Genomic DNA, 21,920 nt, shown 5'->3' with positions numbered 1-21,920 from the left:
GCCGCTCCCCACGAGAGCCCGATGGCGCTCCCGGGGGCGCTTGCCGTGAAGCGTTGTCAGTGATTACCAGGCGGTGCCGAAAGCGTCCCGCAGTTCGTCCAGGGCGTGTTGATCCAGGGGCTCAGGTCGCGGCTGGCTCATGAGCCACAGGCGCGCGGTTTCCTCCAGTTCTTCCAGGGCATAGCTGGCCTTGGACACGCTGCTTTCCCAGACCACCGGGCCCAGGCGTTCGAGCATCACCCCGCGCACCCGGTTGGCCAGTTGCGCCACCTGCTCGGCGACCTTGGGCGAACCCGGACGCTGGTAGCCGATCAGTGGAATGTGCCCGACCTTCATCACCTGGTACGGGGTCAGCGGCGGCAGGATGTCGTCGTCGCGCCAGACCCCGGCCAGGGTCAGTGCCACCAGATGAGTGGAATGGGTGTGCACCACCCCGCCCACACCCGGATTGCGGTCATACACCTGGCGATGCAGGGCCAGGGTCTTGGACGGCTTGTCGCCGCTGACCCACTCCCCCGCCAGGTTGACCTTGGCGATGGCTGCCGGATCGAGGCGCCCGAGGCAGACATCGGTAGGGGTGATCAGCCAGCCATCGTCGAGCCGCGCGCTGATATTGCCGGCGCTGCCCACGGTGTAGCCGCGTTGATAGAGGCTGTGGCCGACGTCGCAGATTTCTTCGCGCAGGGCGTTTTCGCGGCTCATGGCTGACCTCCGGCCAGTTGGCGCAGGGCCTTGCTGAAAAAGTCGCGACCGCCGAAGTTGCCGGACTTCAGGGCCAGGGCCAGGGGTTCACCGCCACTGCTGACCGTGGCCGGCACCCCGGGATCGATCTGCGCACCGATCTGCAGCAGGCGCACGCCTAGGGCCTTGACCACCGCTCCGGAGGTTTCGCCGCCGGCCACCACAAAGCGCCGCACGCCGTTATCCCGCAGGCCACGGGCGATCTCGCCCAGGGCGTTCTCCACCAGGGCCCCGGCACGCTCGACGCCCAATTGCCGCTGCACCGCCTTGACCTGCTCGGGAGTGCTGGTGGCGTAGATCAGCACCGTGTCCTGCTGCGCCTGGACAAAGGCCAGGGCCTGGGCCACCACCGATTCGCCCGCTGCCAGGGCCAGGGGATCGATGCGTAGGGCTGGACGCTCGGCCTCAAGCCAGGCGTCCACCTGGGCATTGGTGGCTGCCGAGGCGCTGCCGGCCAGCACCACTTCGCCACCGGCCACCGACGGCAGATTCGCGGCGTCGAGATCACGCAACTTGCCGGCGCGGCGGAAATTCTCCGGCAGGCCCAGGGCCAACCCGGAACCGCCGGTCAACAGCGGCAGGTCGGCGCAGGCGGCGCCGAGGGTATAGAGGTCGGCATCGGACAGCGCATCGGCAATCGCCATGGCGACGCCCTTTTGCCGCAGTTCGGCGATCTTCGCCCGCACCGCGTCCACGCCCTGGGCCACGCTGTCGTAGCGCAGCAGGCCCACCGGCAGTGCGGTCTGCGCCTGCAGCACCCGCACCAGGTTGGCGTCGGTCATCGGCGTCAGCGGGTGATGCTGCATGCCCGATTCGTTGAGCAACTGGTCCTGGACAAACAGATGGCCGCGGAAAATCGTCCGGCCATTCTCGGGAAACGCCGGGCAGGCCAGGGTGAAGTCGCCACCCAGCGCCTTGAGCAACGCCTCGCTGACCTGACCGATGTTGCCCGCCGCGGTGGAGTCGAAGGTCGAGCAGTACTTGAAGAAGATCTGTTCGCAGCCTTGCTCGCGCAGCCATTGCAGCGCCGCCAGGGATTCGGCCACGGCCTCGCCCACCGGGGTGGTGCGGGACTTCAGCGCGATCACCACGGCGTCGGCGTCCAGGCCGGCGGCCACTTCGGCGCTGGGAATGCCAATGCTCTGCACCGTGCGCATGCCGCCGCGCACCAGCATGTTGGCCAGGTCGGTGGCGCCGGTGAAGTCATCGGCGATGCAACCCAGCAACGGGCGTGGAGTGGAAGTCGTCATCACAGGCTCCTCAAACGGCATCAGGCTTGGCCACGGGCAGCTCGATGCCCGGGAAGATCTTGATCACCGCCGAGTCGTCCTCGCGACCGAAACCGGCGCTGGAAGCCTGCATGAACATCTGGTGCGCGGTGGCCGACAGCGGCAGCGGGAATTTGCTGGCGCGGGCGGTATCCAGCACCAGGCCCAGGTCCTTGACGAAGATGTCCACCGCGGACGAGGGCGTGTAGTCGGCCTTGAGGATATGCGGCACGCGGTTCTCGAACATCCAGGAATTGCCGGCGCTGTGGGTGATCACCTCGTACAGGGCATCGGCGTCCACCCCTTCGCGCAGGCCCAGGGCCATGGCTTCGGCGGAGGCGGCAATGTGCACCCCGGCCAGCAACTGATTGATGATCTTGACCTTGGAGCCCAGCCCGTGGGCATCCCCCAGGCGGTAGACCTTGCCAGCCATGCCCGCAAGGATCGCCTCGGCCTTGGCGTAAGCGCTGGCCGGGCCGGAAGTCATCATGGTCATCTCGCCGGCGGCAGCCTTGGCCGCGCCCCCGGAGATCGGTGCATCCAGATAGAGCAAGCCCTGGGCCTCAAGGCGCTGGCCCAGGTCCACGGCGTAGGTCGGGGCCACAGTGGCGCAACCGATCACCAGGCTGCCGGGGCGCAGGGCCGCGACCGCCCCGCCCTCGCCAAACAGCACGCTCTCGGTCTGCTCGGCGTTGACCACCACGGTGATGATTACCTCGCACTGCTCTGCCAACTGCGCGGCCGAGGCGCAAGCCACGCCGCCTTCAGCGGCGAACTGCTCGGTGACCGCGGCACGCACATCGCAGGCGTGCACCTTGAAACCGCTGCGCAACAGCGAACGGGCGATGCCCAGGCCCATGGCGCCAAGACCGATGACGCCGACATTGTTGTTATTCATGGGGGACTCCAGAAATAGACCAGGACTGTGCCGCGCCGGACAGGCGCCGGGCAAGAACCGGGCAGGACAGGGAAATCCGGATTGCAGGTCCGGCAAATGCAACACAGAGAGCGGCAACAGGCGCAGCGCCAGACGGCAAGCCCGGAAGGTGCATGGCACCGTGAACCGGTGCCGAGAGAGGCAGGAGCGAAGCGATCATCATGGCCATCCTGTTGCTGTTGTTATCAGGTTGAGCGTTGGCTGTGAATGATCATCCACCAATGAGCGGATTATGTGAAGATATTTTTCAATCTAACATTTTTTAACATCGCTTTTTCCTGCCCGTTGCCTCCGGCCCGCGCCCGCCACTGGTCGGAACATAGAGGTCCAGTCGCCATCCCCTGCTACAACCTTTCACAGCCCTGATCTGGATCAGCATTGAGCGCGAGATCCTGACCGAGGCTCAGGACAGGTGAAGGCGGACTGGCGGTAGCACCCTTCATCGCAACCCCGTTGACGCCCCCACTGACCAGGGGCTCAATGGTCCGTCTCGTTATGCTTGGATAAGGATGATTCAACATGGCAAATATTGAAGTTTTATCGGGCGATTTTCTGCAGGGCGCCGGCGAGTACCGCCACGGCACCTTCAGGCTCAAGACAGTGCTCAACAGCGCCGGTGTCGAGATCAAGGCATCGGCCTTCAAGAGCCTGGAAATCGCTACTGAAAGTCCCATCGCCAACAAGGACGCGTTTGGCTATGGCATCGCTGGCGCCATGCTGCTGGGGCCGGTAGGCGCCATTGCCGGTTACCTGATGGCGGGGACTGAAAACGAGGTGACCTTCATCGGCACCTTAAAGGATGGACGGCAACTGATGGCCGCCACCGACAGCAACACTTACAAGGATATCTCCCGGCACTTGCTGAACTGATAATCCGCGAAGTTATATTCAGTGCCCATGACGCCCCATCGGTCATGGGCACTTTTTATTTGTATCCCTTATATGTTTCCCACTCTCGACGCCTGAACTCATCCCTCAAGCTGAACCTCACCTGAAACTTCATCATCGAACAACGATTCAAGGCAATTTAACCTTGACTCGATGGACCCTCCTGAGTAAATTGCGCGGGCCGGGAAATCCGGCCTTTTTTCAACTCACTAAAGAAGCCAATGGACACAGTATCTAGACGCTGTCTGGTCACTGCCGCTGCGCAGCGCCAGGCACCCCTGAAAAATGACGGGACTCGACTCCGCGGTCGGGTGAGCTGCGCTAGGGCTTGACGCTCCAACGTAACTTGCCTCCCCGGAACCAGTCCGGTCACGAGGCACAAGTTATGCACTTCACATCTTCTGTAATGCCCGGCGTACGCGCCTTTGCCGCCACCATGCGGGTCAAGCTGTGCCGTGAGCCCAAGGCTCTGGCACGCTCGCCGTTCTCCTCATCCTCACCTTGCGCCGCCACCGCCCTGCGGGCCAATTGGCGCGTCTGCCCGATGACCGGCCAGCTGCAACAACGCTGGAGCCTGGACGACAGCCAGGACCCGCAGAGTCGGGGCGCGGCCCTGCTCTTGCAGCAGGCCGGACTGATCTTCGGCCTGTACCTCGGGGCGCGCACTTACCCATAAATCAACGGTCACTTTCCGTTGTTTTCACACAAACTTCTTACTTGGAAGTTTGACGGCGCCTTATTGCCTTCTTGTTAATAAAACTTGCTGGAGAAAGTTATGGAAGAGGCCAGTAGTAGGTTCGCTGTCCATTCAACTTCATTGTTTGGGCAGCGAACGTTAAAACCTGAAAAACGCCAAGATCCGTATCGATCGCTAACCTGCGGCTTGACATACTTTCGCTCGTCTTTAATTAGTTGAGTGGTCGCTGTGTCGTGCCGTAGTCAGGCGGCAGGAGCACACGCAATGACTGTAAAAACCACAACTTCCCGCAACACCAGCGCCACCCGCGACAGCAACAAACTGTCGATGCGTGCCGCCCGCGAAGCCCAGAACGGCCTGGCCGTGACCCTGGCCAACGTCAACTCCAGCACCGCTGGCCTGACTGAACTGGACGCCGAAGGCCGCCTGCAACGGGACGGCCACAACGAGGTCGCCCACGACCGTCCGCCTCACGCCCTGGTGCAATTGCTGCAAGCCTTCAACAACCCCTTCATCTATGTGCTGATGACCCTGACCGGTATCAGTTTCTTCACCGACTTCTGGCTGCCGCTGCAAGCCGGCGAAGAAACTGATCTGACCGGCGTGATCATCGTCCTGGTGATGGTGCTGGCCAGCGGCCTGATGCGCTTCTGGCAGGAACACCGCTCGGCCAAGGCCGCCGAAGCCCTCAAGGCCATGGTCCGCACCACCGCCGCAGTACTGCGCCGCGAGCAGATGGGCATGCAGGCCCGGGTTCGCGAAGTACCGATGCGCGAACTGGTGGTGGGCGACATCATCCAGCTGTCGGCCGGCGACATGATCCCGGCGGACATCCGCCTGATCGAATCCCGTGACCTGTTCATCAGCCAGGCGGTGCTCACCGGCGAAGCCCTGCCGGTGGAGAAATACGACACCCTGGGGGCCGTGCAGGAAAAATCCGCCCAGGCCCTGGCCGCCGACCAGCAAGACCTGCTGGACCTGCCCAACATCTGCTTCATGGGCACCAACGTGGTAAGCGGCACCGCCACCGCCGTGGTGGTGGCCACCGGCGGGCGCACCTACTTCGGCTCCCTGGCCCGCTCCATCGTCGGCTCGCGTACCCAGACCGCCTTCGACCGTGGGGTCAACAGCGTCAGCTGGCTGCTGATCCGCTTCATGCTGGTGATGGTGCCAGTGGTGCTGCTGATCAATGGTTTCACCAAGGGCGACTGGGCCGAAGCCTTCATGTTCGCCCTGGCGGTGGCCGTCGGCCTGACCCCGGAAATGCTGCCGATGATCGTCAGCGCCAACCTGGCCAAGGGCGCTGCGGCCATGGCCAAGCGCAAGGTGGTGGTCAAGCGCCTCAACGCGATCCAGAACTTCGGCGCCATGGACGTGCTGTGCACCGACAAGACCGGCACCCTGACCCAGGACCGGATCATCCTCGAACACCACGTCGACATCAGCGGCAGCCGCTGCGACGCGGTGCTGCAACTGGCCTGGCTCAACAGCCACCACCAGAGCGGCATGAAGAACCTGATGGACCGCGCCGTGGTCAGCTTCGCCGAGGGCAACCCGCACTTCACCCCGCCGGCCGCCTGGCGCAAGGTCGATGAGCTGCCCTTCGACTTCGTCCGTCGGCGCCTGTCGGTGATCCTTGCCGACGCCCGTGGCGATCACCTGTTGGTGTGCAAGGGCGCGGTGGAAGAAATGCTGGAAACCGCCACCCGGGTACGCCAGGACGGACTGGCCGTGAGCCTCGACGCCGAGCGCCGCGCCGCCCTGCTGCAACTGGCCGAGGACTACAACCGCGACGGCTTCCGCGTGCTGCTGGTGGGCACTCGGGACCTGCCCAAGGGCCAGACCCGCAGCCAGTACAGCGCCAGCGATGAGCGCGAGCTGGTGATCGAAGGCTTCCTGACCTTCCTCGATCCGCCCAAGGAAACCGCCGGCCCGGCCATCGCCGCCCTGCGTGACAACGGCGTGACGGTCAAGGTGCTGACCGGCGACAACCCCATCGTCACCGCGAAGATCTGCCGCGAAGTGGGCCTGGAAGCGGGCGAACCGCTGCTGGGTCGCGACATCGAGCACATGGATGACCAGGTGCTCGGGCGCCTGGTGGAAGAGCGCACGGTGTTTGCCAAGCTCACCCCCCTGCAGAAATCCCGGGTGCTCAAGGCCCTGCAAGCCAACGGCCACACCGTGGGCTTCCTCGGCGACGGCATCAACGACGCCCCGGCCCTGCGCGATGCCGACGTCGGCATCTCGGTAGACAGCGGCACCGACATCGCCAAGGAATCGGCGGACATCATCCTCCTGGAAAAGAGCCTGATGGTGCTGGAAGAAGGGGTGATCAAGGGTCGCGAGACCTTCGGCAACATCATGAAGTACCTGAACATGACCGCCAGCTCCAACTTCGGCAACGTGTTCTCGGTGCTGGTGGCCAGTGCCTTCATCCCCTTCCTGCCGATGCTGGCGATCCACCTGCTGCTGCAGAACCTGATGTACGACTTCTCCCAGCTGGCGCTGCCGTGGGACAAGATGGACAAGGAATACCTGGCCAAGCCGCGCAAGTGGGACGCCAACAACATCGGGCGCTTCATGCTGTGGATCGGGCCGACCTCGTCGATCTTCGACATCACCACCTTCGCTCTGATGTGGTACGTGTTCGCCGCCAACAGCGTGGAAATGGCCGCCCTGTTCCAGTCCGGCTGGTTCATCGAAGGCCTGCTCTCGCAGACCCTGGTGGTGCACATGCTGCGTACCCGCAAGATCCCGTTCATCCAGAGCACCGCGGCCCTGCCGGTGATGCTGGCCACGGGACTGGTGATGGCGCTGGGGATCTACGTGCCCTTCTCGCCTCTGGGCAGCATGGTCGGCCTGGTGCCGCTGCCGTGGGAATACTTCCCTTGGCTGGTGGGCACCCTGCTCGCCTACTGCGTGGTCGCCCAGACCATGAAGACCCTGTACATCCGCCGCTTCAAGCAGTGGTTCTAAGGGCCTGGTTCTAAGGGCGTGAGCCCGGCGCGGCCGCCCCCGGCCGGCCGCGCCCGATACACCTAACCAACGATGCCACCGTCGGCGCGGCCAGCGCCCTGCCGACGGCGACGCTGTACGCCCGAAAGGAGCATCGCCATGTATCTCAAGCCTTTTTCCATATTGCAACGCGGCCTCCAGGCCCTGCTGGTCTGCAGCCTGTGCACCTGCGCCCGCCTGCTCACCCGCGTGAGCATCCGGCTGTATGTCCGCGGCCTGCTGAGCGCCGTTGAAATTCGTTTTCTGCTGGGTTTCAGCGCCGCCCTCACCCGCGCCTCGCTGCGCGTGGCGATGGCCTGAACCTGTCACCGACCCGGGAGCACACTCATGTCGGGCACCACTCTTCTGATCAACCTGGCCGGCGCCATCGCCCTGCTGCTGTGGGGTTCGCAGATGATCTGCGGATCACTCCTGCGCGGCTTCGGCAGCCCACTGCGGCACTGGCTCGGGCAACACCTGAACAACCGCTGGCTGGCGCTGCTGTGCGGCGTCGGCATTACTGGCGTGCTGCAAAGCAGCACCGCAGTGAGCCTGATGGCCAGCTCCTTTACCGCTGCCGGCACCCTGGGCCTGGCCCCCGCGCTGGCGGTGATGCTGGGGGCCAATATCGGCTCGACCCTGGTGGTCCAGCTGCTCAGCCTCGACCTCTCGCTGCTGGCCCCGGTGCTGCTGCTGGCGGGTTTCCTGACCTTCCGCCTGCGGGACGACTCGCGCTTTGAAAGCATCGGCTGCGCGCTGATCGGCCTGGGCCTGATGCTGCTGGCCCTGGGCATGCTCGGCGCCACCCTGGGCGCGGTGGAAAGCACCCCGGTGTTCCAGCTGGTGATGACCAGCCTCGACGGCGACCTGTTGCTGGCGCTGCTGGTGGCCATGCTGCTGACCTGGATGTGCCACTCCAGCGTCGCGGTGGTGCTACTGATCGCCTCCCTGGCCAGCACCGGCCTGCTGTCGCCAGCCACCAGCATGGCCCTGGTGCTGGGGGTCAACCTGGGCGGCACCCTACCGTCCCTGCTCGGCGCCAGCGGCAACGTGGCCCGGCGCCTGCCCCTGGGCAACCTGCTGGTGCGCCTGGTGGGCGTGGTCCTGGTGCTGCCCTGGATCACCACCCTGGCCCACCTGGACGCAGTGCAAGCCCTGCCACCGGAGTTGCTGGTGGTCTACCTGCACAGCGCCTTCAGCCTGATCCTCGGCCTGCTGTTCATTGGCTTCACCGAGCCCCTGGGCAAGCTGCTGACCCGGCTGCTGCCGGCTCCCGCCCCGGTCACCGATCCGGGCATGCCGCTGTACCTGGACCAGGCCGGCCTGGAAGTGGCCAATATCGGCCTAGCCAACGCCGCCCGCGAAGCCCTGCGCATGGCCGACATGCTTTCGAGCATGCTCGACCGGGTGCTGCAGCTGTTTCGCACCTCAAGCATCACCCATGCCGAGCAGGTGCGGCACATCGACCAGTCCCTGGACCTGCTCAGCGCGGCGATCCGCGCCTACCTGGCGGACATCGGCAAGGAAGGCATCAGCGACCAGGACGCCGACCGCTCCCAGGAAATCCTGCTGCTGGTGATCAACCTGGAACACGCCGGCGACATTCTTTCCACCAGCCTGGCGCAACTGGCAGTAAGGCGTCTGCGCCGTGGCGAGGCCTTTTCCGCTTTCGAGTTGGGCACCCTGTACCCGCTGCACCAGGAGTTGCTGGACAGCCTGAGCCTGGCCATCACCGTGTTCCTGCGCGAAGACCTGCCCACCGCCCACCAGTTGCTGGCGCGCAAGGAAAACGTGCGGCGCCTGGAAGCCGCCGCCGGCCGCGAGCACTTTCGCCAACTGCGCGAAGACCAGAGTGCCTGGGCCGAATCCGGGGACATCTTCCAGCGCCTGCTGCGCGACTACCGCCGAGTCCACCACCACATCGCCGCCCTGGCCTACCCGGCCCTGGAGCGCGCCGGTGAGCGCGACATCGAGCACGGCTACCTCAGCGAGCCCCTGGCCGACGCGCCCGGCGCCGAGCACCCCGTGACCGGAGCCAAGGAGGACAGCCCATGCGCGTCCTGATCTGCGCCGGCCGCTACTACGCCGACAGCCGCCTGTGTCGCCGGGTCCTGGAAGCCTTCCAGCGCCTGCACGAAGTGCGGGTGGTGATCCACGGCGGCAGCCAGTTCCTCGGCGCCCACATCGAGGACTGGGCCCGGGAAACCGGGGCCCACATCGTCCGCTACCCGCCCAACTGGCAACTGCACGGCAAACACGCCGAGCGCCTGCGCAACAGCTTCATGCTGGCCGACAGCCGCCCGGACATCGTCCTCGCCCTGCCCGGCGGGGAAGACACCGAAGAGCTGCTGGCCCAGGCCCGGGTCCGCGGCATCCAGACCCTATCGGTCGACGACCAGTAAACACCCCACGCAGCACCCACCCGCGCCGGCTCTCCAACTAAACGGTCCGGCGCCCCAACAGAACGAGATCCGCCATGTCCAAGCACCGTCCACATCGCTCCTCGCGTTCCGCCTCCTGGGGCCACACCCTGCCTGCCGCAAAAAGCCGCATGCTCAAACGCAACCTGCTGTTCCTCGCCCTCACTGCCGGTGCCACCGCCACCCTGGCCCTGTGCTCCAAGGCCCAGGCCGCCGGCGGCGCCTATGTAGTGGATGACGGCGCCATCAACGCCCCCGGGGAATGCAATGTCGATGTCTGGTACCAGAGCACCCGGCATCAAGGCTCCAGCCACAACAGCGTGATTGCCCCGGCCTGCACCTTCAGCCAACTGCCCTGGGTGCAACTGGGGGCCGCCGTGCAGCGCCAGCAGGCCGACGATCACGGCGAAACCCAGCTCAGCCCGCAGATCAAGGTCCAACTGCTGAACCGCGAAGACCTGGGCCTGCAACTGGCCCTGGCCGGCTCCGCCCACTGGGCCCTGAACCGCCACCACAGCTTCGACGGCGGCGACCTCACCCTGCCCCTGACCTTCAGCGCCAGCGACCGCCTGCGCCTGAACCTCAATGCCGGCTGGACCCATGCCTACGACGAAGGAGAACAGAACCACCGCTGGACCTGGGGCACCGGTGTGGAATACGACCTCATGCCGAGCCTGACCCTGATTGCCGAGCGCTACGGCCAGCGCGGCGGCGAACAGGGCTGGCAGGCCGGCCCGCGCCTGCACGTGGGGCAGCACCTGGACCTGGACCTGATCGTTGGCCAGCACCTGACCGAAGACCGCGACCGCTGGCTGACCACCGGAGCAACCCTGCGCTTCTGAGCGCCCCATAGAATCGCCGCCCCCTGTAGCCGCTGCTGAGCCTGCGAAGCTGCGCAAAGGTCCAAAGGGCCTTGCCTGACGATCGCCTGCCGATCTTGGGCGGCCTTAAGATCCCCGCGTCTCCTGCGGAGCCGTTCGCAGCCTGCGGCAGCGGCTACACAACCCCGTTCGGCACTGGCCCTGTAGCCGCTGCTGAGCCACGGCGAAGCTGCGCAAAGGTCCGCAGGACCTTGCTTGACGATCGCCTGCCGATCTTGGGCGGCCTCAAGATCCCCGCGTTTCCTGCGGAGCCGTTCGCAGCCTGCGGCAGCGGCTACACAACTCTCGGATCGGCACTGGCCCTGTAGCCGCTGCTGAGCCACGGCGAAGCTGCGCAAAGGTCCGCAGGACCTTGCTTGACGATCGCCCGCCAAACTCGCAGCGATCTCAAGAACGCCGCGGCCCTCGCGGGCCGTTCGCAGCCTGCGGCAGCGGCTACAGGGGCAGTGGATGCAGAGCTTCGTCGAATTGGTCCAGACGTGGAAAAACCAACGGTTGCTCGTCCGCCAGGTGTTGCAAGCGCTGCTGGTAGCTGTGCAGAAACTCTTCTCGGGCCTCCTGGCTGATGTAAGGCACATGCCAGGCCACGAACGGTTCCAGTACGTCACAGCCCACATAGGCCAAAGTGCCCCGCAGCAACGGGCGCAACATCTCTTCGAGCGGTCCATGGATCGCACCCTCGCCAAACATGTGCTCGCGCCCGCCCAGGGTCAGGGTCACCAGGGCCTTCTTGCCCGCCAGCCCACCCTGGTCATAGAAGCGCTTGCCGCCATAACACACCCCCGACACCAGCACCCGGTCGATCCAGCCCTTGAGCATGGCCGGCACCGAGAACCAGAACACCGGGAAGTTGAGGATCAACAGGTCAGCCCACAGCAGCTTGTCCAGCTCGCCCTGGATATCCGCGGCGATGCTGGCGTTCTTCACCCCCAGACGTTGCTCCAGGGCGTACACCAGATAATCCGGATTATCCCGGGCGCCAAAGTCGGCGGCGCTGGCCACCGGGTTCCAGTTCATGGCGTACAGGTCACTGACCTGCACCTGATGCCCCTGGGCCTCCAAGGTGCTGCGGGCCTGGTCGCGCAAGGCGGCGGTAAAGGATTGCGGCTCGGGGTGGGCGTGAACGATCAGTACCTTCATGAAGACTCCTCAAACAGTGGGCAAAGTGGCGCAAGCTTCGCGGCGGCTCAGGCAGTGCTCAGCGCACAGGGCGATGCGCCGACAGGCTTCGCGCAGGTCATCCGCTTGCAGCACCAGCCCCAGGCGGATATGCCCAGCGGCGCTGGGGCCGAAGGCTTCGCCGGCCAGCACCGAGACGCCCTGCTCGTCCAACAGGCGCTGGCTGAAGGCCTGGGCGCTGAGCCCGGTGGCGCGGATGTCGACCATGACGAACATGCCGCCATCAGGCTTCAACGGCCGGGCGCCGGGGCAATCGGCCAGGCAGTCGCAGACCAGATCCCGCCGCTGGCGATAGGCCTCGGCCATGTCCCGCAACTGCGGCAAGGGCTGCTCCAGGGCCGCCACGGCGGCGTCCTGGATGAATTCCGGCGAGCCATAAAGCATGCACAGGGCGAGGTTTTCCAGGTGCGCGGCCAGGGCCGTCGGCGCCACCACCCAGCCCAGGCGCCAGCCGGTCATGGCGTGGGACTTGGACAGGCTGTTGAGGGTCGCGGTGTGCTCGGCCATGCCCGGCAAGCTGGCCGGGCTGACGTGTTCGCCGTCGTACAGCAGCTCGCTGTAGACCTCGTCGCAGATCAGCCACAGGTCATGTTCGATGCACAGCGCCGCCAGGGCTTCCCAGGTGGCCCGGGGAATACTGGCGCCCGTGGGGTTGTGCGGGCTGTTGAGCACCAGGGCCCGGGTCTTGCCGGTGATGCGCGCAGCCACCGCCTCGGGCTGCACCCGAAAGCCGTCCTCGGCCCGCACCGGCAGCGGCACCACCTGGGCATTGCAGGCACCGAACACCGCTTCATAGGTGACGTACATCGGCTCGGCCACTATCACCTCGTCCCCCGGGTCCAGCAGGCACTGGGCCACGCTGTACAGGGCGCACTGGGCACCGGCCAGCACCACCACTTGCTCGGCATCCACCACTTGCCCGCTGCGCTGCTGATGGCGCCGGGCAATGGCCTCGCGCAAGGCGCGCTTGCCGCGCACATCGGCGTAATGGGTGTGGCCGGCCTGCAGGCTGTCGATGGCCGCCTGGACGATGGGTTGCGGAGTGTCGAAATCCGGGTCGCCCACCGACAGCAACCAGACTTCCTCGCCACGTTCGCGTTTGGCCAGGGCCCGGTAATGAATGTCCCAGGCGGCGGCGCCGTCTCCGGCAATACGTTGGGTCAGTTGTGAAAAGCGCATGCTCAGGCTCCAGGCAAAAAGGGATGGTCAACGCGCGCAGGCGTGCTTGAGTTCGATCAGGGTCACGCCATTGCGGGCAAAGCCGCTGCGCAGTTCCTGCTGCAACTCATCGAGGCTGGCGGGCTGGCTGACGCTGCAACCAAAGGCCCGGGCCAGGGCGGCAAAATCCGGATTGCGCGGCAGCACGCCAATGGGCTCGATGTTCAGATCCAGCATGTCATCGCGGATCTGCCCCAGTGCGTCGTTGTTCCACAGCAGCACCACCAGCGGGCTGTCCAGCTCCTCCACCGCCGTGGCCAGTTCCTGCACCGTGTAGAGAAACCCGCCGTCGCCCACCAGCACCAGCCCCGGGCGCTCGGGGGCACCGAGCTTGGCGCCGATGCCCGCCGGCAAGCCGTAGCCGAGGGTGCCGTAGCCGGTGGGATGCAACCAGCTGCGGGTGGCCCGGCTCGGGTACAGGTAGTTGCCGCTGTAGGCCAGTTGGGTCATGTCGCTGGCGATAAAGCCGTGCTCCGGCAACTCAGCGGCAATCCGTTGCAGGATCGAGCGGTGAATCTGTTGCAAAGGCCCCTGCCCGTTCTGCACCGCCTGACGCAGATCGGCCACCGCGTGAATCGCCGCCCCCGCTTCGGCCGGTGTGGGTGGCAAGGCCTGGAGCAAGGCGTCCAGGGTGGCGCGGGCATCGCCGTGCAAGGCCACCAAACACGGGTAGAAGTCATTGAACTTGCGCGGGTCGACATCCAGGCGCAGCAGCTCGCCGTTCAGCGGCAGGCGCTCGCGCCAATAGTCGGTGTCGGCCATCTCGGTGCCCACCGCCAGCACCACGTCGGCCTGACTGATCAACTGCCAGCCGGGCTCAACACACAGGGTCGCCCCGGCGTTCAGTGGCGCCTCGTCCGGCAGCAGGCCCTTGCCGGCGACGCTGCTGAAAAACACCGCGCCCAACCGAGTGCTCAGGGCCCGCAGTTGCTCGGCGGCGTGCAGCGCGCCGCCACCGGCAATGATCATCGGCCGCTTGGCGTTGCGCAGTGTGTCTGCCGCCTGCTGGATATCCGCCGCCGCAGCCGGGCCGCGAGCCGGGCGCCGCCGCACTTCGCCAGTCCAGTCCCGGGCGACCTTGGCCGCCAGCACATCCAGGGGCACGCTGATGTGCACCGGGCGCGGGCGCTCGCTGTCGAACACGGCAAAGGCCCGGGCGATCAGCTCGGGCAAGTCTTCCGGGCTCAGGGCCAAGGCCGAGAACGCGGTGATAGGCACGGTCATCGCCCGCTGATCCTGGGTTTCATGCAGCGAGCCCCAGCCCTTGCCCAGGCTGGCGCTGTGGTTGACGCTGGAAATCACCAGCAGCGGGATCGAGTCGGCATAAGCCTGGCCAATCGGCGTGGCGACGTTGGTCACCCCCGGGCCGCTGATGACGAAGCACACCCCGGGCTTGCCACTGACCCGGGCGTAACCGTCGGCCATGAAGCCCGCGCCCTGCTCATGCCGAGTCAGCACATGGCGGATGCCGCTGCCGGGCAGCCCGCGATACAGCTCCAGGGTGTGCACCCCGGGAATGCCAAACACCGTGTCGACGCCGTAGCCGGCCAGCAGGCGTACCAGGGCCTGGCCACCGGTCAAGGTCTGATCGTGCATGTCTCTCTCCTCAAGCCTGGCCAAGGCGAATCAACGCATCGACCGCGACGGTGCCTTGGGCACCGACCAACAATGGGTTCACATCCAGTTCCAGCAGTTGCCCGGCGTGCTCGCAGGCGTAGTCCGCCACCGCGCCGATGGCCGCCACCAGGGCGTCAAGATCAGCCGTCGGGCGCCCGCGAAAACCTTGCAGCAAGGCGGCGCTGCGCAGGCTGAGCAGGGCCTGGCGGATCGCCCCTTCGGTGGTGGGCAGCAGCAGGCTGCGACTGTCCTTGAGCAGTTCCACCAGCACCCCGCCGGCACCGATCACCAGGGCCAGGGCGAAGTCGTTCTCACGCTTGATGCCGACAATCAACTCCGCCAGGGGCGGCGCGGCCATGGGTTCCAGCAGCACCCGCTCAAAAGCCACGCTGGGGGCATGCTCGGCGATCCGCGTGCGCATCAAGCGCAGGGCTGCGCTCAGGGCTTCAGGGTCCTTGAGATTCAGGGCCACCGCCCCGGCCTCGGTCTTGTGCGGCAACTGCGCGCTGACCGCCTTGAGCACCAGCGGATAACCGACCGCAGCGGCCGCGCTCAGGGCCTGCTCGGGGGTGCTCAACACACCGTCCGGAATGCTCAGGCCGAAGCCGCGCAAGGCCTGTTTGGACTGCCACTCGTCCAGCAGCACGCTGACGCCGTGCAGGGCCTGCGGGCACAGCGGCACCAGGGCTGATTCACCCAGGGCCAGCAACGCCGAGCGTCGCTGTTGATAGGCGACGATCCGGCCCCAAGCTGCAAGGCCATCCTCCACCCCTTGCAAGGCGGGAATGCCATGCGCATGCAAACGCTCCCGGGCGCTGGCCGGCAGCAGTTCGGGAAAGGCCGAAGTGACAAAACCGCGCTTGCCGTGGCGTTCCAGCGCCGCGCAAAACAGCTCCAGCAGCAGGTCGCATTCCTTGCGCTCGCCGGTGAACTCGGCCGGGTAATCCAGCACCAGCATGGCGCTGTCGGCCTCGGTCCGCAGGGCGCTATCGAGCATGGTTTGCAGGGCCTGGGCGTCGCCCCAGATCGCCGTGGTGAAATCCAGCGGGTTGACCAGATTGGCGTAGCCCGGCAGCACCTCGGCCAGCTCTGCACATTGCCCGGCATCCAGCTTGGGCAGCATCAGGCCGTTGCGCTCGGCGTAGTCGGCGATCAGCCCGGCATCGCCCCCCGAACAGGCCAGGGCCATCAGGTGCGGGCCGGCCGGCAACTGCCCACAAGAGGCGGCCTTCAAGGTCTCGACAAAACTCACCGGGCCGCTGACCCGGATCACCCCCAGGCGCTGGAACAACGCGTCGTACAAGGCATCGGAACCCGACAGCGAACTGGTGTGACTCAAGGCCAGTTCGGCGCCGATCTGCGACACCCCGGTCTTCAGGGCAATGATCGGAATGCCCTTCTCCAGGGCTTTATGCGCCGCCCGAGCAAAACCCGGCACATTCTTCAGCCCTTCCAGGTGCAGGCCGATGGCCGTGACCCGGGGTTCGTCCAGCAGCACGTCCATCAGCTCGGCAATGCCCAACTGCGCCTGATTGCCCACCGACGCCATGTAGGCCACCGGCAGCGAGCGATCGCTCATGGACAGGTTGTAGGCAAAGTTGCCGCTCTGGGTCAGCACCGCCACACCGCGTTCCACGGGTTGACCGCCATGGGCCACCGGCCACAGCGCGGCGCTGTGCAGGTAGTCCAGCAGGCCGTAGCAGTTGGGGCCCAGCAGCGCCATGTCACCGGCCGCCTGCAGCAGTTGCTGTTGCAGGGCCTGGCCCTGGGCACCGGTTTCGGCAAAGCCCGAGGCGTAGCAGATCGCCCCGCCCGCGCCCTTGGCCGCCAGCGCCGCGACGCAGGTCAGGGTCAGCTCGCGGTTGGTGGCGACGAACACCGCATCCGGGCCGCAGGGCAGCTGTTCGATGCTGGCCACGCAGGGCACGCCATCGAGCTCGGCATGCTGCGGGTTGACCAGCCACATGGGCCCGGCAAAACCGCCTTCGGCGCAGCGCTTGAGGGCCCGGGCCATGCTGCGCCCACCGACGAAAGCCAGATGCCGGGGCGCCAGCAGGCGTTTGAGATTGTCACGCAAGGTCTGGGACATGACGGCAATTCTCCAGGGCGTTCAGCGCATCAGCGGCCGCAGCAGTTCACGGGAAATGATGTGGCGCTGGATCTCCGACGTGCCTTCCCAGATGCGCTCGATCCGCGCATTGCGCCAGATGCGTTCCACCGGCCCTTCGTCCATCAGGCCCATGCCGCCGTAGATCTGCACCGCCTCGTCGGCCACCCGGCCCAACACTTCACTGGCGAACAGCTTGGCCATGCCGGCCTCGCCGTCGGTCATGCTGCCCTGGTCCATCTTCCAGGCGGTGTGCAGGGTCAACAGCTCGGCGGCGCGGATCTGCGTGGCCATGTCCGCCAGCTTGAACGACACCCCCTGGTAGCTGCCGATGGCCTGGCCGAACTGCTTGCGATCCGCCGCCCATTGCAGGGAGGCATCCAAGGCGCGCTGGGCCTGCCCGACGCAGTTGGCCGCGACCATCACCCGCCCGGCGGTGAGCCAGGCGTTAGCCACTTCCCAGCCTTTGCCCACCTCCCCCAGCACCTTGTTGGCCGGCACCCGGCAGTCGTCGAAGAACATCTCGAAGGTGTGGTAGCCACGGTTGCTCACGCACTTGGGGCCACGGCGGATGGTCAGGCCCGGGGTGTCGCGATCCACCAGGAACGAAGTCACCGCGTTGCGCTGGCGGCCGTTGTGCTCATAGGTACCGGTGACCGCAAAGACAATGGCAAAATCCGCATGCCCGGCGTGGCTGATGAAATGCTTGCTGCCGTTGAGCACAAAATCGCCGCCGTCGCGCACGGCGCGGGTCTTGATCGCATTGGCGTCGGAACCGGCGCCGGGCTCGGTCAGGGCGAAGCAGTCGACCTTGCGCCCTTGCACGCAGGGCAGCAGGTAGTCGCCGATCTGCGAGCCGGTGCAGGCCATGAGGATTTTCGAAGGCCGGGCCACGAACACATGCAGGGCCCAGGAACACTTGGCCAGTTCACGCTCGATCAGCGCCTGGGACAGGTAGTCCAGACCGCCGCCGCCGACTTCCTCGGGCATGTTGAAGGCATAGAAACCAGCGGCGATGGCCTTGCTGCGGATCTCCCCGGCGAGGTCGGCACTGACCTCATCGGCGCGGTCCACCGCGTCCTCGTGGGGCAGCAACTCCTTGCTGACAAAACTGCGAACCGCGTCCACCAGCATTTCTTGTTCTTGGCTGAGTTGGAAATTCATGGCGCTACCTGTGAGTGAGTGACGGTGCAAAAAAACAGTGATCGGGCAGGACGGCCTGCCGAAAAAACCTTCCCGTAGGAGCCAGCTTGCTGGCGAAGAGGCCCTTGAATAAGGCGCTGTTCTTGCGGGCGCCTTCGCCGGCAAGCCGGCTCCTACAAAATGGGCGCATGGCCCAGGGGCTCTTTCGCCGGCAAACCGAGCGCTGCCCGACCGCTCCTACAACCCTTGGAAACGTGGGGGGCGTTTTTCCGTGGCGGCGCGCAGGGCTTCGGCGCCGTCGGCGCTGCGCCCGCACAGCAGGCCGGCGGCCAGCTCGGCCGCCAACTGCTGCGGCAAACTGCGCTCGGCACCCTGGCGGATCAGCTTCTTGGTCTGGGCAAAGGCGAAGGTCGGGCCCGCTGCCAAGCGCGCGGCCAGCTCACTGACGCTGGCGATCAACTGATCGTCGGCGCACACCTCGCCCACCAAGCCGGCGGCCAGGGCCCGTTCGGCGCTCCACAATTCGTCGAGAAACAGCAGGCGCTTGGCCTGTTCGCTGCCAATCAAGCGCGGCAGGTGCCAGCTGGCGCCGGCATCCGGCGAGTAAGCCATGCTGGTGTAGCCGGCCTTGAACCGCGCCGACTGCGCCGCCACCCGCAGGTCGCAGCACAGGCTCAGGTCCATGCCCGCGCCCACGGCGGTGCCGTTGATGGCGGCGATGGTGGGTTTGTCCAGGCTCTGCAGCCGGGTCATCAAGGCGTGGGCGGTTTCGGTCCAGCCGTAGCTTTCCAGAGCGCCCCGGGCTTCGGCTTCGGCCCACTCCGCCAGGTCGGCACCGGCGCAAAAACTGCGGCCGCTACCAGTGAGTACCACGGCTCGGACGCTGGGGTCGCTGTTGCAGGTGTCCAGCAGGCTGTGCAGCGCTTTGAGGGTCGGGATGTCCAGGGCGTTGCGTTGCGCCGGGCGGTTGAGGGTGATCCAGGCTACGCCGGCTTCGATCCGGCTGAGCAGCGACGATGAAAGGGTCATGGGCGTCCTCGAATTATTGTGGTTGGCGTGAGGGGGTGGCTTGAGGGTGATACTAAACGAGTGTTCAACAAGGCGGCAATTGGGGGGATTGGGGGGAGTTTTGGTCGACTTTTTGAGATATCCCTTTGTTTTTATTGGGTAAAAATCTGGGCATTGGGAGTTGTTGCGTGGGGGTTGTTACAACTTCGAACAAGCCTCGACAAAAGTGCGGGTGGGGGAGTTTTTTGTGGCCAGGGCGCTTGCTCCCGCTCGGGCGCGCGGCGGTCGTAAAACATGAGGGGGCGGTCTGATTGGTGGGCATATCCGTTGCTGCGGGTGCGGCGGCTTATGGTTCCGCTTTTACAGCGGGGGTTGGGTACATATCCATTCCTGCGGGTGCGGCCGCTGGCGGTTCCGCTCTTACAGCGGCTCACTTTTGAAAAGCGCAAAAGTAAGCAAAACGCTTCTGCCCCTCCACTCGGTGCCTCGCTTAGGCTCGGCATGCCCTCACTCCGGCATTGATCCGTGGGCCGCCGCCACCGGCCATCCATGGCCGGGTGGCGGCTAACCCGGCATCCCTGCCGGGTTACCCACGGCTCAATGCCTGCGTTCGGCCATCGTGGTTAACGGGGCGCTCAGATCAAGATCAAAAGCCAGAGCAAGATCAAAATCTGACGGCGGCCTGCCGGCCGGCCTGTTTCATTGCCGTTCGCGTTACCTGTAGCCGCTGCCGCAGGCTGCGAACGGCTCCGCAGGAGACGCTAAACCTGCCCCCCCAATTTTCCTGACATATCGCGTCGCCCTCTTTCGCAGCCTTCGGCAGCGGCTACAAAGAGCCGGCCTGCGCACCTTGGCTTTGGCTTTGGCTTTTGATCTTGATTTTGATCTTGATCTTGATCTTCCGGCCCCTTCCCAGCCGGCCGAGCGTAGGCGTTGCGTAGGGGGCAGCTCGGCATGGATGCCGAGCTAGCCGCCACCCGGCCATGGATGGCCGGTTGGCGGCGGGCCCCCGGAGCAATGCCGGAGAGAGGGAACCCCGAGCCCCAGCGAGGGGCCCATGGAGGGGCAAGCGTTTTTTGGTTCCTTTTTTTGGCGTTTGAAAAAAAGGGACTCGCCGTAAGGGCGAAACCCTAAGTGGCCGTTACCGCAGCAACGGATATGTACCCCGCCCACCGCTATAAGAGCAAAACCCTAAGCAGCCGTGACCGCAGCAACAGATATGTACCCCGCCCCTCAAGCCGCAAAGACCAGCGAAGGCGCCCACCCAGACGCTGCACGCCCCCCGGGCCCCTTCGCCGACAAGCCGGCTCCTAAACCGCCGCTACAGGTTGCAATTGACGCTTGCGCTGCATCAGGTAATAGGCGCCATAGCACAGAGCAATAAAACCCGAACCCCAATACAACGACGGCCGCTGGGTTTCATCCATAGCCAGAAACACAAACAACGAGCTGCACAGCACGATGCACAGCAACGGCACCAGAGGAAACCACGGCGCGCGGTACTTGAGCTGCTCCAGTTGCCCCCCTTCGCGCAGGAACTGGCGACGGAAGCGGTACTGGGCCAGGGCGATGACGATCCAAGTCACGGTGCCGGCCATGCCGCTCACGGCCATCAGCACCATGAACAGGGTGTCAGCGGCGATAAAGCTGGTCATCAGCGAGATCAGGGCAAAGCACAGAGTGATGAACAAGGCACGCAGGGGCACGCCCTGTTTGCTCAGGGGCGACAGGGCCTTGGGCGCCATGCCGGATTTGGACATGGCCCAGAGGATGCGCGTGGAAGCGTAGAGCCCGGAGTTGCCCACCGAAAGAATCGCCGTGAGGATCACGAAGTTCATCAGGTCGGCAGCGTAGGGAATGCCCACCATGTCGAACACCTGGACGAAGGGGCTTTCCACCAGCCCGGCTTGCTGCCAGGGAATGATCGCCGCCAGCACCATCACCGCCAGGACGTAGAAGATCAGCACCCGGAACACCACGTTGCGCACGGCCCGCGGAATGCTTTTTTCCGGCTGGTCGGTTTCGCCGGCGGCCACGCCCATGATCTCGCAGCCCTGGAAGGCGTAGACCACGGTCATCATCACCGCGAACACCGCCGGCAGGCCGTTGGGGAGCAGGGAGTCGCCCTTGAGGTTGTCGAACATCGGCGCCGGGGCGCCGCTGGGCAGGTCGATGACGCCGAAGATCACCAGCGCGCCCACCACGATAAAGCTCAGGATCGCCAGCACCTTGATCCCGGCAAACCAGTATTCGGCCTCGCCAAAGGCGCGGGTGGCCAGGGCGTTGATGCCGAACAGCAAGGCCACGAACAGCGCCGACCAGTACCAGATCGGCACGTCGGGGAACCAGCGCTGCATCAGCATGCCGGCGGCGGTGAACTCCAGGCCCACGGTGGTGGCCCAGCTCATCCAGTAGACCCAGCCGATCATGAAGCCGGTGGCCGGGCCGATGTACTTGGTGGCGTGGGCCTGGAACGAGCCGGACACCGGCATCTGCACCGACAGCTCGCCGAGGCAGACCATCACCAGGTACATCAGGAACCCGGCCACCAAATAAGAGAGGATCGCCCCCCAGGGGCCGCCCTGGTTGATGGTGACCCCGGAGCCCATGAACAGCCCGGTGCCGATCACGCCGCCCAGGGACAGCATGAAAATGTGCCGGCTCTTCAAGGACCGGGTCAGGTGGACGCCTTTACGTTCAGTGGTGGTTGTCATGGCGCACCTCAGCAGTCGGTAAGGCGCGGGGCGCGGAGCGAAGGGGTGTGGCGGAAGGCGGAAGCAGCTTGCAGGCAGTTCATTATTATTATCTCCAATAAGCTTCGA

17 protein-coding genes are annotated in these 21,920 nt (G+C 65.5%); 7 read left to right on the top strand and 10 right to left on the bottom strand.

Annotation, left to right across the window (positions count from 1 at the left end):
* Nucleotides 1-63: 63 nt before the first annotated feature.
* The 3 genes from otnC to ltnD are packed head-to-tail and all read right to left on the bottom strand — an operon-like array spanning nucleotide 64 to nucleotide 2,907.
* The gene (otnC, locus tag KHO49_RS28085; RefSeq protein WP_102879665.1) at nucleotides 64-702 is read right to left on the bottom strand and encodes a 3-oxo-tetronate 4-phosphate decarboxylase; all 639 of its coding nucleotides are present in this window, start codon (nucleotides 700-702) and stop codon (nucleotides 64-66) included.
* Nucleotides 699-1,991 (bottom strand): 3-oxo-tetronate kinase, encoded by a 1,293-nt coding sequence (gene otnK / locus KHO49_RS28080; RefSeq protein ID WP_102879666.1) that lies wholly within the window; start codon nucleotides 1,989-1,991, stop codon nucleotides 699-701. Before otnK ends, otnC begins: the two co-directional genes overlap by 4 nt.
* A gap of 10 nt (nucleotides 1,992-2,001) precedes the next feature.
* The gene (gene ltnD, locus KHO49_RS28075; protein ID WP_213666260.1) at nucleotides 2,002-2,907 is read right to left on the bottom strand and encodes an L-threonate dehydrogenase; all 906 of its coding nucleotides are present in this window, start codon (nucleotides 2,905-2,907) and stop codon (nucleotides 2,002-2,004) included.
* A 558-nt stretch (nucleotides 2,908-3,465) separates the two neighbouring features.
* Here ltnD and KHO49_RS28070 point away from each other — a divergent pair.
* The 7 genes from KHO49_RS28070 to KHO49_RS28040 all read left to right on the top strand — a co-directional run bounded on the left by KHO49_RS28070 (nucleotide 3,466) and on the right by KHO49_RS28040 (nucleotide 10,787).
* On the top strand, nucleotides 3,466-3,816 hold the full coding sequence (locus tag KHO49_RS28070) for a hypothetical protein (RefSeq protein WP_025128277.1): 351 nt from the start codon (nucleotides 3,466-3,468) through the stop codon (nucleotides 3,814-3,816).
* Between the two features lie 403 nt (nucleotides 3,817-4,219).
* Nucleotides 4,220-4,510, top strand: a complete 291-nt coding sequence (locus tag KHO49_RS28065; RefSeq protein WP_102864541.1) for a hypothetical protein — start codon at nucleotides 4,220-4,222, stop codon at nucleotides 4,508-4,510.
* Nucleotides 4,511-4,795: 285 nt separating this feature from the next.
* The gene (mgtA, locus tag KHO49_RS28060; protein ID WP_102879668.1) at nucleotides 4,796-7,507 is read left to right on the top strand and encodes a magnesium-translocating P-type ATPase; all 2,712 of its coding nucleotides are present in this window, start codon (nucleotides 4,796-4,798) and stop codon (nucleotides 7,505-7,507) included.
* A gap of 138 nt (nucleotides 7,508-7,645) precedes the next feature.
* A complete protein-coding gene (locus tag KHO49_RS28055; RefSeq protein ID WP_110595533.1) occupies nucleotides 7,646-7,846 on the top strand; it encodes a hypothetical protein in 201 nt (66 codons plus the stop codon).
* A gap of 27 nt (nucleotides 7,847-7,873) precedes the next feature.
* Entirely contained in the window at nucleotides 7,874-9,589 is a 1,716-nt protein-coding gene (locus KHO49_RS28050; RefSeq protein ID WP_213666259.1) for a Na/Pi cotransporter family protein, read from the top strand.
* Nucleotides 9,577-9,927: a DUF2493 domain-containing protein gene (locus KHO49_RS28045; RefSeq protein WP_092314336.1), complete on the top strand. Its 351-nt coding sequence runs from the start codon at nucleotides 9,577-9,579 to the stop codon at nucleotides 9,925-9,927. The genes KHO49_RS28050 and KHO49_RS28045 overlap by 13 nt, the downstream gene beginning before the upstream one ends.
* 74 nt (nucleotides 9,928-10,001) lie before the next feature.
* Complete coding sequence (locus tag KHO49_RS28040; protein WP_213666258.1) at nucleotides 10,002-10,787, top strand: PA4824 family protein; 786 nt, start codon at nucleotides 10,002-10,004, stop codon at nucleotides 10,785-10,787.
* A gap of 474 nt (nucleotides 10,788-11,261) precedes the next feature.
* Here KHO49_RS28040 and KHO49_RS28035 read toward each other — a convergent pair whose 3' ends face one another.
* The 7 genes from KHO49_RS28035 to KHO49_RS28005 form a co-directional block, all read right to left on the bottom strand.
* On the bottom strand, nucleotides 11,262-11,966 hold the full coding sequence (locus KHO49_RS28035) for an NAD(P)H-dependent oxidoreductase (RefSeq protein ID WP_123391116.1): 705 nt from the start codon (nucleotides 11,964-11,966) through the stop codon (nucleotides 11,262-11,264).
* A gap of 9 nt (nucleotides 11,967-11,975) precedes the next feature.
* Nucleotides 11,976-13,184: a pyridoxal phosphate-dependent aminotransferase gene (locus KHO49_RS28030; RefSeq protein ID WP_213666257.1), complete on the bottom strand. Its 1,209-nt coding sequence runs from the start codon at nucleotides 13,182-13,184 to the stop codon at nucleotides 11,976-11,978.
* Nucleotides 13,185-13,211: 27 nt separating this feature from the next.
* Entirely contained in the window at nucleotides 13,212-14,819 is a 1,608-nt protein-coding gene (locus KHO49_RS28025) for a 5-guanidino-2-oxopentanoate decarboxylase (protein ID WP_213666256.1), read from the bottom strand.
* 10 nt (nucleotides 14,820-14,829) lie between these two features.
* Entirely contained in the window at nucleotides 14,830-16,929 is a 2,100-nt protein-coding gene (locus KHO49_RS28020) for an acetate--CoA ligase family protein (protein WP_213666255.1), read from the bottom strand.
* Between the two features lie 21 nt (nucleotides 16,930-16,950).
* A complete protein-coding gene (locus tag KHO49_RS28015) occupies nucleotides 16,951-18,111 on the bottom strand; it encodes an acyl-CoA dehydrogenase family protein (protein ID WP_110595526.1) in 1,161 nt (386 codons plus the stop codon).
* A gap of 216 nt (nucleotides 18,112-18,327) precedes the next feature.
* The gene (locus tag KHO49_RS28010) at nucleotides 18,328-19,119 is read right to left on the bottom strand and encodes an enoyl-CoA hydratase/isomerase family protein (RefSeq protein ID WP_213666254.1); all 792 of its coding nucleotides are present in this window, start codon (nucleotides 19,117-19,119) and stop codon (nucleotides 18,328-18,330) included.
* A 1,289-nt stretch (nucleotides 19,120-20,408) separates the two neighbouring features.
* The gene (locus KHO49_RS28005; RefSeq protein WP_213666253.1) at nucleotides 20,409-21,812 is read right to left on the bottom strand and encodes an amino acid permease; all 1,404 of its coding nucleotides are present in this window, start codon (nucleotides 21,810-21,812) and stop codon (nucleotides 20,409-20,411) included.
* Nucleotides 21,813-21,920: the final 108 nt, after the last annotated feature.

It is taken from the genome of Pseudomonas sp. RC4D1, assembly GCF_018390395.1.
GTDB lineage: Bacteria > Pseudomonadota > Gammaproteobacteria > Pseudomonadales > Pseudomonadaceae > Aquipseudomonas > Aquipseudomonas danubii.
This window is presented reverse-complemented; position numbering and strand designations above follow the sequence as displayed.

Coding starts and splice junctions, on each gene's coding strand:
- otnC (WP_102879665.1), bottom strand. CDS start 702: ATGAGCCGCGAAAACGCCCTGCGCGAAGAAATCTGCGACGTCGGCCAC.
- otnK (WP_102879666.1), bottom strand. CDS start 1,991: ATGACGACTTCCACTCCACGCCCGTTGCTGGGTTGCATCGCCGATGAC.
- ltnD (WP_213666260.1), bottom strand. CDS start 2,907: ATGAATAACAACAATGTCGGCGTCATCGGTCTTGGCGCCATGGGCCTG.
- KHO49_RS28070 (WP_025128277.1), top strand. CDS start 3,466: ATGGCAAATATTGAAGTTTTATCGGGCGATTTTCTGCAGGGCGCCGGC.
- KHO49_RS28065 (WP_102864541.1), top strand. CDS start 4,220: ATGCACTTCACATCTTCTGTAATGCCCGGCGTACGCGCCTTTGCCGCC.
- mgtA (WP_102879668.1), top strand. CDS start 4,796: ATGACTGTAAAAACCACAACTTCCCGCAACACCAGCGCCACCCGCGAC.
- KHO49_RS28055 (WP_110595533.1), top strand. CDS start 7,646: ATGTATCTCAAGCCTTTTTCCATATTGCAACGCGGCCTCCAGGCCCTG.
- KHO49_RS28050 (WP_213666259.1), top strand. CDS start 7,874: ATGTCGGGCACCACTCTTCTGATCAACCTGGCCGGCGCCATCGCCCTG.
- KHO49_RS28045 (WP_092314336.1), top strand. CDS start 9,577: ATGCGCGTCCTGATCTGCGCCGGCCGCTACTACGCCGACAGCCGCCTG.
- KHO49_RS28040 (WP_213666258.1), top strand. CDS start 10,002: ATGTCCAAGCACCGTCCACATCGCTCCTCGCGTTCCGCCTCCTGGGGC.
- KHO49_RS28035 (WP_123391116.1), bottom strand. CDS start 11,966: ATGAAGGTACTGATCGTTCACGCCCACCCCGAGCCGCAATCCTTTACC.
- KHO49_RS28030 (WP_213666257.1), bottom strand. CDS start 13,184: ATGCGCTTTTCACAACTGACCCAACGTATTGCCGGAGACGGCGCCGCC.
- KHO49_RS28025 (WP_213666256.1), bottom strand. CDS start 14,819: ATGCACGATCAGACCTTGACCGGTGGCCAGGCCCTGGTACGCCTGCTG.
- KHO49_RS28020 (WP_213666255.1), bottom strand. CDS start 16,929: ATGTCCCAGACCTTGCGTGACAATCTCAAACGCCTGCTGGCGCCCCGG.
- KHO49_RS28015 (WP_110595526.1), bottom strand. CDS start 18,111: ATGAATTTCCAACTCAGCCAAGAACAAGAAATGCTGGTGGACGCGGTT.
- KHO49_RS28010 (WP_213666254.1), bottom strand. CDS start 19,119: ATGACCCTTTCATCGTCGCTGCTCAGCCGGATCGAAGCCGGCGTAGCC.
- KHO49_RS28005 (WP_213666253.1), bottom strand. CDS start 21,812: ATGACAACCACCACTGAACGTAAAGGCGTCCACCTGACCCGGTCCTTG.